General features: G+C 44.5%; 9 protein-coding genes. 2 read left to right on the top strand and 7 right to left on the bottom strand.

The features are described from left to right. Positions 1-302 precede the first annotated feature (302 nt). The 7 genes from HXY43_RS01040 to HXY43_RS01010 form a co-directional block, all read right to left on the bottom strand. Positions 303-2,981 (bottom strand): SdrD B-like domain-containing protein, encoded by a 2,679-nt coding sequence (locus HXY43_RS01040; protein ID WP_290878851.1) that lies wholly within the window; start codon positions 2,979-2,981, stop codon positions 303-305. 53 nt (positions 2,982-3,034) lie between these two features. Further along, a complete protein-coding gene (locus HXY43_RS01035; protein ID WP_290878849.1) occupies positions 3,035-3,217 on the bottom strand; it encodes a hypothetical protein in 183 nt (60 codons plus the stop codon). A 127-nt stretch (positions 3,218-3,344) separates the two neighbouring features. Beyond that, positions 3,345-3,932, bottom strand: coding sequence for a transposase (locus HXY43_RS01030; RefSeq protein WP_290878848.1), 588 nt, complete (start codon positions 3,930-3,932; stop codon positions 3,345-3,347). An 80-nt stretch (positions 3,933-4,012) separates the two neighbouring features. Next, positions 4,013-7,732, bottom strand: a complete 3,720-nt coding sequence (locus tag HXY43_RS01025) for a TonB-dependent receptor (RefSeq protein WP_290878900.1) — start codon at positions 7,730-7,732, stop codon at positions 4,013-4,015. A gap of 176 nt (positions 7,733-7,908) precedes the next feature. Then, the gene (locus HXY43_RS01020) at positions 7,909-9,444 is read right to left on the bottom strand and encodes a hypothetical protein (protein ID WP_290878846.1); all 1,536 of its coding nucleotides are present in this window, start codon (positions 9,442-9,444) and stop codon (positions 7,909-7,911) included. 234 nt (positions 9,445-9,678) lie between these two features. Further along, the gene (locus HXY43_RS01015; protein WP_290878845.1) at positions 9,679-10,251 is read right to left on the bottom strand and encodes a hypothetical protein; all 573 of its coding nucleotides are present in this window, start codon (positions 10,249-10,251) and stop codon (positions 9,679-9,681) included. A gap of 85 nt (positions 10,252-10,336) precedes the next feature. Continuing rightward, entirely contained in the window at positions 10,337-12,886 is a 2,550-nt protein-coding gene (locus tag HXY43_RS01010) for a hypothetical protein (RefSeq protein ID WP_290878843.1), read from the bottom strand. 677 nt (positions 12,887-13,563) lie between these two features. Here HXY43_RS01010 and thrC point away from each other — a divergent pair. Both thrC and HXY43_RS01000 read left to right on the top strand, forming a co-directional pair. Continuing rightward, positions 13,564-14,862: a threonine synthase gene (gene thrC, locus HXY43_RS01005; protein ID WP_290878842.1), complete on the top strand. Its 1,299-nt coding sequence runs from the start codon at positions 13,564-13,566 to the stop codon at positions 14,860-14,862. 104 nt (positions 14,863-14,966) lie between these two features. Then, entirely contained in the window at positions 14,967-15,242 is a 276-nt protein-coding gene (locus tag HXY43_RS01000; protein ID WP_026735293.1) for a MoaD/ThiS family protein, read from the top strand. Positions 15,243-15,333 lie beyond the last annotated feature (91 nt).

Genomic DNA, 15,333 nt, shown 5'->3' with positions numbered 1-15,333 from the left:
AACCACTAACCACTAACCACTAACCACTAACCACTAACCACTAACCACTAACTGCCTGTACACTTAGCCAAATATCCGTAATACTACTGTTTCTTTTGTATATGTATACGTATACAAATAAGGAGAGATATACAGTAAGAGCGTTAGCCTGAAACAAAGGAGGATGATGCATGACTAAGGTTAGATACCTGGTTTATGCTCCCTCCTAATTTCTTTTTTTATGTATAAAAAAATAATGCAACATCTATAATATGTGTTGCATTGCATCTATTCAGAGCCTTAAATCCTGTTTATAAATGTGGTTATTTCACCCGTCCACGGAAGCGAATGAAACCATAGGAATTAGTGGGTGTACCGGAAACAGTCGCATTGGGTAAGTCTCCTAAATTGACGACTACTGCACCATTGATATTGGCACCACCACAGTCAACATTAGGATAAAATATTGTCGGATCTTCGCCAGGGGGGAAATACTGCGCGACATCTCCATCTTTGGTGTTGGTAAGAGATTCGGTGTTACCGTTGTACTGCCAGATAATTCCTCGGTCAGCGTTTTGTAAGCCGGCGTTGTTTTTGGTGGCAAAGCTATTAAAGGCGGTGGGTAAGAAAGTGACATTGTTAGGAACGCGATCGCACATCAGTACTTTAGGGGCAGTTGCATCACCTGCGGAGAGGAAGTAAATGGTGTACTCAATTTGATCGTTAGGACGAACTGTACCACCATTGAGTAGACCTTGTAGGTAATTACTAGGCCAATTGGCGTTGTTGTCGTCAGTATCATGAGGTGCTGGTACGTAGTTGGGGGAGTTGGTGTCATTTACTCCGTCGATGAGGTTGGTAAATGATGTTCCATTAATGGCAGTGATCCGCTTCACTAAAAGTAAATCGGGATTGCTGGCAACAGGTTTATCAAACCCAAAGTTTTGATTGTTAACAGAGTTATTAGAGACAGTCACAGCTAAGTTATTGGGTGTACCCAAAGTGTAACCAGGTGGGATATCAGCATCGCTGGTATCGACTTGGATTTTGTAATTGCCGTTGGTGACGTTGGTGAAGATGTAGATTCCATTCGCTGCTGTGGTGGTAGTAGCAACAACGTTATTGTTGGAATCAAGTAGCTTGATGGTGATATTTGCAGGCAAAGTGGATTCCCCACTGTCAAAGTCGTTCCCACCGTCAGTATCTTCATAAAGAGTACCGGAGATGCTGTAAGTGGGTGCAGGCGGGTCAAATCCAAAATTTTGACCTGTAACTAGACTACCGGAGACAGTAACCGCTAAATTATTGGATGTACCTAAGGTATAACCAGCAGGAATATCAGTATCGCTGGTATCGACTTGAATTTTGTAGTTACCGTTGGTAACATTGGTGAAGGTGTAGGTTCCATTTGCTGCTGTGGTGGTAGTAGCAACTACATTATTATTAGTGTCAAGCAGTTTGACAGTGATATTTGCAGGCAAAGTAGTTTCACCATTGTCAAAGTCATCCCCACCATCAGTATCTTCGTAGAGAGTACCAGAAATTGTGGTAGTGGTTGGAGCGATGGTTATCTGGTAATCCTCAACCTCACCATCACTGTTGCTGTAACCCGAAGCCGCAACTCCCGTTGTTGTGGTAAACCGGAATCGCATATATGAAGTTCCACCGCTTGCACTCGCAGGAATAGTGATGGGTACGGAGGTGGTCGAGACGGTGTTACTGGTAATATTGCGATCGCTAATCACCTTCTCACCTACATCGTTAAAATCTCCATCACGATTCAAGTCAATCCAGCCGCTCAAGTAACCCGTACCAAAGGTGGTAATATCTAAATTGCTTGTGTTGCCAGCTGGGAGCGTTTGACCATTCAAAGCTTGACTATTGTATTTAACACCATCCTCGTCATCATACTTGATTGAACTCGCTCCGTCATTATCATCGCTATCCGCATTGGTGGATGCTTGATGAGCTGTTTCATGATCGGGTACTAGTCCATACCCTAAGACAATATTAGAACCGACTGAATGTCCCGTTGAGCCGTAACTGTTCGGGGTATCTCCGTAATCGCTATTATTAGTGACTATTTCATCAAACTTAGAAATCTCAAACGATAATTGCAATAGCCTGTGTGAACTTGTACCAGAAGCCTGACCGTAGGCATTGTCATTTTGAAGCCTGACAGTGACGCTGGAAACTTTATTTACACCATTACTACCATTGATATAGATTGCTCCTCCACGACAGGATACATCAGTAGTAGTTGCTCCATCATCACAATTTCTCGTGCTTGTCCCCTTTAATTTCGCCTGATATTGACCACTGAAAAAAGAACCTTCGCTGTACTGCACTTCGCTATTACTACTGGTATAAACACCATCGGGTAATTTCAGATAGATATCATCTGTGTCAGTACCGCCACCGGGATTAATATCCAAGTCAAAGCCAGTGATTGTCAGCCTATCCACCTCAACAGGCGTTGTTGTATTTTTTTCAACTACCGTAATTTTCAGTTCCATGTAGGCAACATTGTCACCTGCATCGTTATCTCTTAAACGTACTGAAAGTACATTTGAACTTGCGTCAATACATTGACCACCTTGGTACTCGTTATCTTCACTGAGGACTTCCACCAGTAAGTCAAGTTGCTTGCCGTTGAAGGTAGTATTCGTACTGAAACGATAGGTAGCAATGCCGCAATCTGTCCCGCTCAGAACAGTTCGAGTTCCATTCATTTGGATGCTGACTGCCCGCGCATTATTGGTAAAAAAGGGGGATAATAACAGAAGCGGTACCAGCAAGCTAGCGCGTGATAGATGTCTCCAGTTCAATCTGAGAAAATTTTTCATGATAAATTCTTTGCTGACTGTTTGAGCCAGTAATCCAACTTCCGATTTCCACCATTTATCCTGATGGTGTGTTCTTTCTTGAGACTGTGAAACTGTTTGTTGGATGGTGTGTAACTTTCGAGGATGCTTATGTTTCCGTTGGATAAAATTTTTCATCGTTTATATCCTATAAATATCAATGGTGAGTTTCATTAATGTGGTAAATAAATTTACAAATGACAATAGTTTGCTGGAAACACAAGCATCTTCATCAGCCGGATAGTGAATAATACATTGGCGATCGCACTTAGGCTTTCTCCAGTCTTTATATTTCCCAATTTGTACGCAAATCTACCACCTTCACCAACATTTACTGTGGCGATCGCTCTTAGATACTTAAATAAATATTTCATTGCTCAATTTCGGAAAGATGTATTCGTAAAAATTTATGTTTACGTAAAATTACAGTATTTGCTCTCATGAACCTATCTGTTGTAGAGACGTTGCATTGCAACGTCTCTACATTCGGGGGTGTGGGTATCACATCCATAAATTTGCAGGGTTATTTTTGTCTTCTTCCCATTTGGCAGGATTATTAATGATGTATTCGCGAATGCGGTCTAAAGAACCATCAGCACGAATGATGTGGTCGTAGAATCGTGATTGCCAAGCAAAATGGTTATGACCGTTTTCCCGACACCAACGGGTGACAACAGATTTGTATGATCGTGCGATCGCACCTAACGAACCTGGTTTAGGGGAGATGTCAGACATGAATTGACGTTGGATGATGTCGCATGGTGCATCATGTTGTGTAGAGACGTTGCACTGCAACGTCTCTACATTTTTGGGACAGTCGATAACCACAATGCCGTGAACATGATTCGGCATAATGACGTATGCATCTATGTAGGTATCATTAAAATGATTGGGAATATCTGTCCAGAATTGCTGAGCGATTTCTCCAATGGCTGATAGCTGCACCTCACCTGCAATAACATCGCCAAAGAAATGGATGCGATCGCGTGTACAAATGGTAATGAAATACGAACCGTTGGCAGCATAATTGCGGTTTGGCAAACGGGTTGATTCGACTCGGTATTTACCCTTAAATTTCGGTAGGGTCATGGTTACAATTCCATATTTGCGTTGGTAATTCCTCTTGTAGAGACGTTGCAGTGCAACGTCTCTACATTGAATTGGGAATTTCATATCTCACCCCTTTGCACCCCCGTTGTCGCCCTCTTCAATTTCTCCATCAAAGTGTTCACCCCTGATTTTTGTTGCTGACGCGCTATAGGTTTTTGCAATCCAAAACCATCCCACAGTTCGTTAAGTTTGAGTGCTAAACCCAAATAGAGTCCGCCTGCGGAACGAGTACCCGAAAAATCGCGGTCATCAACTTTGCCAAAGGCATAGCCAGCACTTAAGCGCAGATTCGGACTGAGATAGTAACCTGCTTCGACTACAAAGCCCGTTTCAGTGTAATCACTTTGACTAATCACACGCGCTTCACCGACTACATCCATGCTGTATCCCAAGCGATAGGTAGCCCGTAATTGCCCTAAATTTACTGTGCTAGTTCCAACTAAATCTTTAGCTAGGTAAGAGTTACTGTTACGCACGGCAAACTTACCATAAAATTCCCATTGCCAATTGGGGGCGTAGATAGCTTCTACCGCAAAGGTATGATCCTCTGAACCCGTACCACTTCCTAACAGGACTGTGTCAGGAATAGTGGCGGGATTTTTGCGATATTCATAACGCAACAAGGCGTTAAACTTGTCGCTGTGCGGATCGCGATAGGCTAAACCCATTTTGAGACTAGCTGTATCTCCCAGTCCTGTTAGTTTTTGATTGGAAGAATTTGCTTGTTGATAGCGTACCAAGGCTGTGAGTGCAGGCGAAATTTTACCTGTAGCACCAGCGGAAATTACGGTATTGGAACCGCTTGAGGAACTGCGATGTTCATAGCGGGCGCTGGCTTGGAATTTGGGATTATCGGTGTATTCTAGCCCAACGCTGTAGCTATCACCACTGCCAAACCCCAACGAGTAGCCACTTTGACCAACGGCAAAGGGTTGGGAATATCGCTGTCCTGCTCCCGTGCGTCCAAAGAAGTCGCCGAACACGTGTTCATAAGCAACGTTGAGCTTCAAGCCAGGGGCTATAGTCCAACGGTTGTTGAGTCCAATGGCTCCTTGGGTAGTCAGTTCATTTGCCCCACCTAAAATGGTGTAACGACCAGTCAAGGTAGTATCTTTGCCAAGCTTGTGTTCGCCATTCACGCTTAAGCTGGTGATGGAGTTATCTTCGTATTGACCGCGAGTGAAAAACTGTTGCGCCAGACTGACATTGACGCCGGGAACTACAGCCCAATTCAACCCAAAGGCAGTCCGGTCTGGATAAACAGCATCTACATCAGAAGATAGGGTCAGTTCATTCAGTGCTTGGAAAGTGAGGTTATTGGTAATAGGAAATGTGAGACGCGATCGCAATTGATCGGATTTTGTAGAGACGTTGCAATGCAACGTCTCTACACACCCAATCGTTCCTAAACGGTCTTCTCTATCCCGATGCACCCAGTCCACATCCACAGTTGCCTTACCGAAGCGTTGTTGAATACCTGCGGTAATTGTCGTCAGGGAGTTATCAACTTTGCTCCCAGGAACCGCTTCAGTACGAGGTGCAAACAATTCCTCAAAGGTATCGAGGGGTTGGGGTGCAGTACCAAAATTGTCTTCGTGGTCGTATTGGAAGCGCAGGCTAGTTGTTGAAGAAATTTGCCCTGTTAATTGCGCCCCATAGCGGCTTTGACCAGGGACAAAGCTGAGCGTTGCATCATTAGCAAAACCCGCATCAGTAGAGCGATAATAAGCACGTCCTTGCAAACCTTTAAAGATTTCTCCCTGTGCTTCGACACGGTAGGCAGAACCGCTTACCTGTCCCGAAATGTCAGAATGATTGGTAGAACGGGCATATTCTGCAAATAATTTTCCGTTTGAACCCAAGGAAATTTGTGCATCTGCACCGTAGAGTTCAAAGTCGTGCATCCCCTGGTCTTGTTGAAAGTAGGTTGCTGCTAACCAACTTTCTTTGTTGAGGTTGCGCTGAAAATTGTATTGCAGGCGACCAGCGTAGATATTGCTATCAGAACCACTACCTTTGTATTGGTAGGTGGTGACGATACGACGGACTAAAACCTGTCCAAATTTATCTACATCTGTACGCAGGATAGGTTCTCGGAATAAAATAGTGCCGCGATCGTAATCAATTTCATAATCAGAACTCCGGTTTAGCTGTTTGCGTTCCAGTACAGTACCGGGACGGTTGAGTTCTTCTAACTCAATAAAAACATTTTCACTACCTGGAACAAGTAACCTGCGGGAGAGGAAATAGTAACCACTCGTACCATCAGGAGCAATGGTATCTCGTTGAAAAGCTTCGACATTGTTGCCATAGAAGCCAGTGAATTGCAGATTTCCCAGGTTGTAGTTTGCCTTGAAACCATGCAATTGACGTGTCACTGCTGTAAATTGCTGGGATGAACGGCTAAACTCCTGAGTATTGTAGTCACCCCACATGAAATAATCGGGATCGGCACCGGGAGTCTTGGGCGATCGCTCTAACCGTGCATAGACGCTGTCAGTGGAAGGAGTCAGTACTTCTGTTTTGGAACTGTCACCGTAGACGGGATAGTTTTGATCGTTGAACTGAAAAGAACGAAATAATCTGGTATCACAGTTGCAGTCTTCATTCAGGTTGCGAGAACTGTTGTAAGCACCAGTAAACAACCATTCTCCAATCGCCCCAGTTGCAAATACCGACGAGCGTACATTCAACTGAGTGTCATTGTCTTTGTTCGGAGGAAGAAAATCACGAAAACTACCGTAATAATCTGTACCTCTAGCACCCAAACGCACATCCACTACCCCAGTCACCAAACTAGGACGCAGTGCTGTTTCAAATTGTAGTTGAGTATAGGCTTCTAAATCATTGGTAATAGCTCGAATTCTAACAGTTTGGGTATCCAAACTCGATTTGAGGCTAGCGCTAAATAGCCCTTTTTTTGCCTGTACCTGAAATCCAGGTTGGTCTGGTTGGAAGTCTGCACCGACAAACTCACCAGCAGTAGGTATTAGGGTAACAACTGCATCGCGATTGGAGCGGTTGTTATTCTCATCTATGAGTTCACCCTTCACTGTAGCTGTAGAACGTCCATCGGCAGGAATCCGAGTTTCTACGGTTTCCAATTTCAATTGTGTGGGTGCGCCCCGTACCTGTACTTGTAGGCTTACAGGCGGTTCACTAGAACCTACCACCTTGGTAGTAATAGTGTTAGTTCCTTCTTTTAAGGAGACACCATACCATGTCTGCGTTACCAAGTTGGTATTAGCATCAGTTTCTGTCCGTCCCACCAAGGATGGATCTACCAAATCCCCATTTACCCGCAATTCCACACTGGTACCTACGGGAAATTGCAGAATTACTGTGGTTGCTGGCACATCGACTATGGTGTCAGGGGTGGGGGTCAGGATTTTTAGAGAAGGAGTGGGAGATGTAGAGACGCGCCATGGCGCGTCTGGGAGAGGGGGAGTGGAGGAAGATGGATTTTGTGATAGTTGTTGTAAACCTTTTGGTAACTTAATATCGGGTGTTGGTTGAAATGGTTGTATTGCTGGGGATGTTGTAGCAGAATTTATTACATTTGTTAGGTTATCTGTTACTATTTCTTCCTCTTGTGGGACGGACATCTTGCCCGTCAAGGGCGAGTCAGTTGTCTTCGGTTCTGAAAACCTCTGGGCGTCACCGCGTCCCAATTTCTCTGTATCTTCTATTTGTTGTTCCTGTTGGACAACATTGGGGTGTTCTGCTCTAGCTAGGACAGGATACAAAGCCATACTCAAAGTCCCTGCCATCATCCCCATTAATTTGAGGTTGAAACTGGTTGTATTCAATCGTTGAAACTGGCGGAGAAATCGTAAGGACACGGAGACACGGGAGCCACTGCGTTGCGGGTGTACCAAGCGTTGTAGCACGTGGCGTGGACACAAAGGCGTGGTGAACTTCCCCGCGTCTCCATTTATACGATGCAGTCTTTTTTTCATTTCTTAACTTCCTCCTGGAAGGTGGGGGTGACTGCGAAATTCATACGTGCTAAGCCACCAGGTTCTAAACGCACAAGGCGGGATTGACTATTGCGTTCTTTAAACTTGCGATTGGGTGCAAGGGTATAACCGGGAAGGCTGCTGAGATCGAGAACTCCTGTGTGATTTCCAGGCAAGACATTCGCTACAGAAAATAAACCATTTATATCAGTAGTTACACGGTTGCCGTCTTCCATAAAAATCACTGCATTTGGGATACCTGGTTCACCAGGTTGCTGTTCGCCATCAAAGTTCTTATCCACAAATACGCGACCGAGGAGAGTGCCGCAGTCCGTGACAATTCCCGGTCTAATTCGCAACTGATGGCTTGCAGGACCATCCTTAGCCTGAAAACGGTTGTCAGCTCTAAGCACTGTGACGCTTGCCAAGTTGCGTCCCGAACCACGCGCTGCATCTGCTGTTAGTTGGGCAGCATAGGCAATATTTAATACCTTCTCTTGTGGTATCGCAGTATCTGACCGAAATACCACCGATGAACCATTGTGTTCGGCGGTGATAGTGACGGGTTTGCCATCGATTTCTCCTCGGACAGATTTGCGTAAGAAATTAAAACCAAGGGGTAATTTGTCAGTAACAACTACATTGTCTAAACCAGCATCAGCTAAATTTTTGACAGAGAGACGGTAGATAACTGTATCTCCCGGTTCTGCTGTTGCGCGATCGCCAGTTTTGACAATCTGCACCTGCTCTGGCTGACACATATTTGTGGTAAATTCAAAAGCTAATAAATCTAGTCCTTGGAGTTCAGCATTGCTAACTAATACAACCGTTGACTCAGTTTGGGTTTGCCCTGTGAGTGTAATTGGCTGACCATCCAAAGATGTAGCAACATACCGAACAACATTGTTATTCTCTGTACCAGTGCTTTGGAGAATTTGAATCTTGATCCGCCGCTGCTTGTAGATAGAATTTGGCGGTGGATTGACTACAAAAATGTAGGTTCTACCAGGGTCGATTTGACCTAAATTCGGATCGAGTAGGAAGTTGTAAGCACCTAAGGGTGCTGTGTTAGTCAGGAAATAAGGATTGCTATTTTCGATATTCGGTCTTAATCCACCAGGAATCTTGTTGTTGGGAATATCAGGTAACTCTGTGCGAGTTAGGGGTAACAATTTTCCTAATTCTGTCCCTGTGGGATCGCTGGGGTCAGGTTCATAAACAGCAACAGAAAAGCCTGTATAGTCAGGTAAAACATTGCCAGCGCATCCTAAAATTCGTCCCAGTGGGTCAACTAATGGGCTAGGAGTAGCTTGAGTCTTAGCAGAAGCTCCTAGATATTTTTGATTGTTGCTAGGATCTGTATAAGTGTAAGTAGCTTGATTTATAAAATTGGTTAGCGGCTTGCTATTCTCAACTTGAGCGATCGCAGACATCGGAAACTGCAATACACTTGTGACCACAAACGTTGCCGCTATCCGCCTAAACCAGCTACTCTTCGCATGATTCTGGCATTGCGAACTTTGACGGCGCACTAGATTTTCTCCTGTGAAACTTTACGGTTCCGTAACTAGGGACTAGGGAGATAAGGAGGATAATGGAAGGGAAACAGGACAAGGAAGACAAGGGGGAATTTCTCCCTTGCCTCCCTCCTCTCCCTTGTCTTTTCCCAATGCCCGATCCCCAATCCCCATTGCCCCTAATCCCCACTAAGAGCGGTCGTGGGGGCCGGTGAGTTCCCCGATCCCTTCTTACTAAGGAACATAGCCTCAGCGCACCTGTACTTGATAAGTTCCTTTAATTTGTGCTTTGGCGGGAACGGATGTACCGAAATTCCAACGGATGTGGGTATAGGCAACTGCTGGGGCGGGACGAGTTTCCACTTTGCCATTAGGAAGTTTGAGTTGCACGGTTGGCTTGTCTACAAAGCTGCGTCCACCATCAATGCTGTAAGTAATCTTGGCATTGTTGTTAGTATTCACAGTTGCAGAGTTCAGCACATACATCATTCCTTTGGGAATGGGCTGATTGATGACGAGATTTTTTACTGCTTTATCGCCATTGTTGACACCAGTGACTATGTAGCGCAGCACATCTTTTGGTTGCACCACAGCTTTCCCTTGCAATGATTGCCATCTCTTAGTTTGCTTACCGTGCCGATCCTGAGCTACCACTTGCTTTTCTACTTCTAGGCGCAACTGTACTTGTCCTTTAGCCTGGACATTCTGAGCAAAGGCAGCATGAGAATGCCAGATATTGGCGATCGCCGGAATTTGATTCACAAATGGAAGTGTAACAATCAGTGCTACTGCTCCCATACTAGCCGTTGCAAAACGCTTCATTTCAATCACCTCTTCAAAAATTTTCTTTCTCGTTTAGTGAGCGCTTTAGCGCTCAATTCAGGGCTAAAGCGTCAACTCCAAACTATTAGTTCACCTTGCGTTGGAAGGTAAATGTTCTTTGTTCACCTGGTGCAACCTTGCCAGTGACAGTATCTACATACTTAGTAATATCTGCGTCCACTGTGGTTCCAGTTTTGTCAATGGAAGAGTTTGATGCTGGATTACCACTGTAGAAATTGATCGTTGCAGCACCAGAATCTTTCGCTGTACCGACAATATTGCTGGTATCGATTTGACCGTTGGTATCGTTGTCTAGCGCCCAGTTGTTGGGAGCTTGAGTACCATCTTCAGTAATCACAACCTTGTCAGCATTCAGAATCACGTTACCAGTTCCAGATTGAGGATCGGAGATATTTTTGTATCGAATCTGATACTCGATAATGTTGCCTGGGGCTGGTGTTCTAGCTACATCAGCAACGTTGGGATTCGGGTCAATACCATTGACTGCTGGTGTAGATTCAAAGTCATCCTGACCCGCACTTACTGCTGGCCCAGTTCCTGGCAGAACTCGTGACACTTTCACCATCTTCAAGAAGCCAGTGTAGACGCGATCGATAGTGATGTTTTGACCATCAGGATTACCATCTCCGTTGGTATCAATGGAAGCAGTAATGGGTACAGGAAAGCCCCGGTTTATATCAGTTGAGAGGGGAGTATTAGCTGGCAAATTAACTTCTACACCATAGTTGACAGTTGTACCAGGATCTACATTGGGGATTGTAATTGGTGTTGTCGGCCCTGTAAATGTTCCATTGTTGTAGGTATACACTGCTGAACTACTACCATAGGTGATAGTTACCTGAGTACCATTTGGTAAATCTGCGGTATTTGCTGGTGGAGTTGGGACTAATGTAATGGTGCCAGGGTTAATACCACTATTCTTGATAGTGTTGGTGAAGGCAACTCCTGAAGGATCTAGGGTGCTACCAGGTAGGGTACCAGCGGGAACAAGTGAAGATTTATTAGTGAAGTCATCGTTAGTTTGACCTGATGGCCCAGTCGCATCCGGAGCATTTTGTGGACCGTTGAGTACTGCTGAAGCTTCAGGTGCTTGAACTGTGAAGATGTTGGCTTCACCACCTGTTGAGCCATCACCACTGTTGTTATTACTTGGGTCTGTTCCAGTTTCAGGAGATCCTGGGGTATTAATAAAACCATCATCAACCTTGTCAGGCGGCAGAGTATCGGGAACACCATCACCGTTGGTATCCGTATCCGGAAGTGGTGTCATGTTACCTAGAGGCCCATCGTAGTTGCTGGGATTTTGGTCCCCGGATTCGTCGTACACTGGGGCGTTGGTACCAGGAGTTTGACCGAATAATTGAGCGATGTTAGCAACAGTTAATGGTGAAGTTGCGGTTGACTCAACAGCTAGCTGAATCTGGAAGCCATTTACTGTTGTACCAGGAGCGATAGAAGAGATAACAGCTGGCTTGTTAATAAAACCAACTCGGGTTACACTTGCTAGTGAGGCAGGAGGATTTGCAGTAAAGGTTTTCCAACTGGCTGCATTGGCATCAACTGTGGCTGGATTATCTGTTGTATATACAGCTTCCCAATTAGGAGGCGGAGTTGGTGCAACTGCTAAGTCTGTACCAGCAGGGATGGCATCAGAAACTAAGATATAGTTGCCAGGAGTACTATCAACATTAATTGTTGTACCTGTCAGTGCGGCTGGAGTAATTCCCTGACCTGTTGGATCGGTAGACTCAACCCGTAAACTCAAATCGTAGGTGAGCTTATCATCTGTAATTGGGTCTGTGCCAGCGTTGTTGTAACCGCTACGAGTTTTGAGGATGGTCGCTAAAGAGAAGGTCTTGAGGCTGGTACCAACTTTAATTTGCTGGGTGCTGCTAGCTTCACGAACACCATTGATTGGTGCGCCATCTACCTCACCAGGAGTACTACCGTTGGCGTTATCTACAGTGTAAACGTCAGCACCATCCGGACTCCGCAGCTGGTTCTGGGCATCCCCAGGAGTATTACCAAGGGTAACGGTAATTATGTCATTGGTTTGAGCGCCAGCCTGTACGGTAATTGGTACACGCACCAACACCGTGCCACCAGGTACAACTGGATCTGTGAAGGCTTCAGTATTGGTGACATTTTGCCAGGTTGTACCACCGTCGGTACTATATTGTAAGTTATTGGGTGTACCGCCATTAGGTAATGTGCCAGAAACCGTACCTGGCCCAGTCGTTGTTGCCAGGTTAGGAATCCGGAACTTGGTGGGGTCGTTACCGACGTTGGTGAGAGTGTAGGTGTAAATCAGTAAATCACCAACCTGAACGCTACCACCGTTGTTATCTACAACACCAGAGGATGTGACAGTTATACCAGCGACCTCTGCTACAGTCACAGTTACTGTATTAGAAGTAGCATTAATAGTTGTACCTGGATTGTTCGGATCTTCATAGGTTGCAGTTGCGGTGTTACTGATAGATTCACCTGCTGTTGTCCCTTCAGCTAGTACTGGGGCAACAAATTGGAAAATGCCATTGGCAAGCAATGCAGTTACCACCAAAGAACGATACAGCCTTGGTGCTTTTTTGACAAAACGATTGAGTTGTGACATTATTTAGGCCGCTTAATTTATATTCAAAGTGATCCTGTGTAAAAACACAGGATTTTTTTACCCAAAAATTCCTCTTTTTGGGTAATTTACCCGCATCTCCACTTCAGGATTCAGGTTAAACCCAACATAAAAGCTAATTAACTGACTAGCTTTTCATGTTTAAGGTGAGGTAACGCAACACAAAAGGTAGATTTGTTGGTAATTACTTAGAAATGCTTTGCCAAAAGAAACTACCTAAAGATTCTTGCTTTTGAGTATTCATACTTTGTAAATGCACCTAAAAATTTGAGTCCTGTTTGAGTACTGACTTTTGAGCAACCAAATGTTTATCTAGTTTCTCTATCTAAAGAGGGATACTTGGATGTCAATGTCATGCTAATAAAAGTAGCCTTTAACACATAATCATACCAACCGTAAAAATAATGAAATTTCATTTTTTTATACAGACATTTTGTTTTTAAATATACATAAAAGCAGTATTTGCCGCAAAAAATATACTTTATCTTTCAGTAAAAGTACAAACTTATCAGTAATCTTTACAGGATATGCAGCATCAATTTTATGCAATTATTGTTTGTCGCTTAAACCCGACAAATTTTGTCGGATATGTTTGACTGGTATTTTTACTCGTGATAGCATCAAGCGACAGTTGACGGACATCCAGGGAGAGGTAGTTCATGACTCAGGCAATTGATACCCAAAAAGCAGCCACCACTTTGAAATCTTTGAAGTGTAAGGAGTGCGGTGCAGAATACGAACTCAAAGCCAGCCATGTGTGTGAGTTCTGCTTTGGACCTTTGGAAGTAACCTACGACTATAGCGCCCTCCGCAACACGATTAGCCGTGAAACCATCCAGGCGGGGCCTAATTCGATGTGGCGCTATCGGAAGTTTTTGCCTGTGCAGAGCGAAAATCCAATCGATGTGGGAACTGGTATGACTCCCTTGGTGCGTTCCCAACGATTAGCACGTCGCTTGGGTTTAAACAAGCTTTATATTAAAAACGATGCCGTCAATATGCCCACCCTCAGCTTCAAAGATAGGGTGGTATCAGTTGCCTTGACTCGGGCGCGGGAGTTAGGTTTCACTACAGTTTCTTGTGCTAGCACCGGTAACTTGGCAAATTCTACCGCCGCGATCGCCGCTCATGCCGGTTTAGACTGTTGTGTGTTTATCCCTGCCGATTTAGAAGCCGGTAAGATTTTGGGCAGCCTCATCTACAGCCCTACCTTAATGGCAGTCAAAGGTAACTACGATCAGGTAAATCGCCTTTGCTCGGAAGTTGCGAATACACACGGTTGGGGTTTTGTCAATATTAACTTGCGTCCCTACTACTCTGAAGGTTCCAAGACTCTTGGCTTTGAAGTAGCCGAACAACTGGGTTGGCAGCTACCTGACCATATCGTTGCACCTCTCGCATCAGGTTCGCTGTTTACTAAAATCTACAAAGGCTTCAACGAATTTGTCGAAGTTGGTTTGGTAGAAGGCAAGCCAGTCAAATTCAGCGGTGCACAAGCCGAAGGTTGTTCTCCCATTGCCAAAGCATTTAAAGAAGATCGTGACTTTATTCAACCTGTGAAACCGAATACAATTGCTAAATCGATCGCAATTGGCAATCCAGCAGATGGTGTTTATGCTGTCGAAATAGCTAAGAAAACAGGTGGTAGCATTGAATCTGTAACTGATGCTGAAATTGTAGAAGGTATCAAGTTGCTAGCAGAAACTGAAGGTATTTTTACCGAAACTGCTGGTGGCACAACCATTGCCGTGCTCAAGAAATTAGTAGAAGCTGGCAAAATTAATCCAGATGAAACCACCGTGGTGTACATCACTGGGAATGGTTTAAAAACCCAAGAAGCGGTGCAGGGTTATATTGGTGAACCTTTGACAATAGAAGCTAAACTCGATAGTTTTGAACAAGCCCTTGAGCGTTCTCGCACACTTGAACGCTTGGAGTGGCAGCAAGTCCTTGTTTAGTTAGTGGTTAGTAGTTGTTTGTTGTTTGGAACAACCAACAACCAACTACTAACAATCAACCACCAACAATTACCAACAATCAACACCCAACAGACAACTAAATTATGGCTGTAAAAGTTTTAGTTCCTACTGCTCTTCAGACATTTACTAACAACCAAGCAACTCTAGAGTGCGGTGGTAGCACAGTTGCTGAACTTTTAGATTCTCTAGAAAAAAGCTGTCCCGGTATTAAGTCGCGCTTATGCGATGAGAAAGGACAGCCACGACGGTTTTTGAATTTGTACGTTAATAGCGAAGATATCCGCTTTCTAGAAGGAACAGCAACACCTCTAAAGGATGGCGATGAGGTAAGTATTGTCCCTGCTGTGGCTGGTGGTTGATCAAAAATTAGGAATTACCTTTTTTGAACTTTCACTGACTGTGAATAGTTAAAACCCCATCTGAATGTTATTCGGTGGGGCTTTGCTTTCG

It is taken from the genome of Fischerella sp., from assembly GCF_013388695.1.
Lineage (GTDB): Bacteria > Cyanobacteriota > Cyanobacteriia > Cyanobacteriales > Nostocaceae > PCC9605.
Note: the sequence above shows the minus strand (reverse complement) of the source record. Positions and strands in the feature narration are given on the sequence as shown.

Coding starts and splice junctions, on each gene's coding strand:
- HXY43_RS01035 (WP_290878849.1), bottom strand. CDS start 3,217: ATGAAATATTTATTTAAGTATCTAAGAGCGATCGCCACAGTAAATGTT.
- thrC (WP_290878842.1), top strand. CDS start 13,564: ATGACTCAGGCAATTGATACCCAAAAAGCAGCCACCACTTTGAAATCT.
- HXY43_RS01015 (WP_290878845.1), bottom strand. CDS start 10,251: ATGAAGCGTTTTGCAACGGCTAGTATGGGAGCAGTAGCACTGATTGTT.
- HXY43_RS01010 (WP_290878843.1), bottom strand. CDS start 12,886: ATGTCACAACTCAATCGTTTTGTCAAAAAAGCACCAAGGCTGTATCGT.
- HXY43_RS01040 (WP_290878851.1), bottom strand. CDS start 2,981: ATGAAAAATTTTATCCAACGGAAACATAAGCATCCTCGAAAGTTACAC.
- HXY43_RS01030 (WP_290878848.1), bottom strand. CDS start 3,932: ATGACCCTACCGAAATTTAAGGGTAAATACCGAGTCGAATCAACCCGT.
- HXY43_RS01000 (WP_026735293.1), top strand. CDS start 14,967: ATGGCTGTAAAAGTTTTAGTTCCTACTGCTCTTCAGACATTTACTAAC.
- HXY43_RS01025 (WP_290878900.1), bottom strand. CDS start 7,732: ATGGGGATGATGGCAGGGACTTTGAGTATGGCTTTGTATCCTGTCCTA.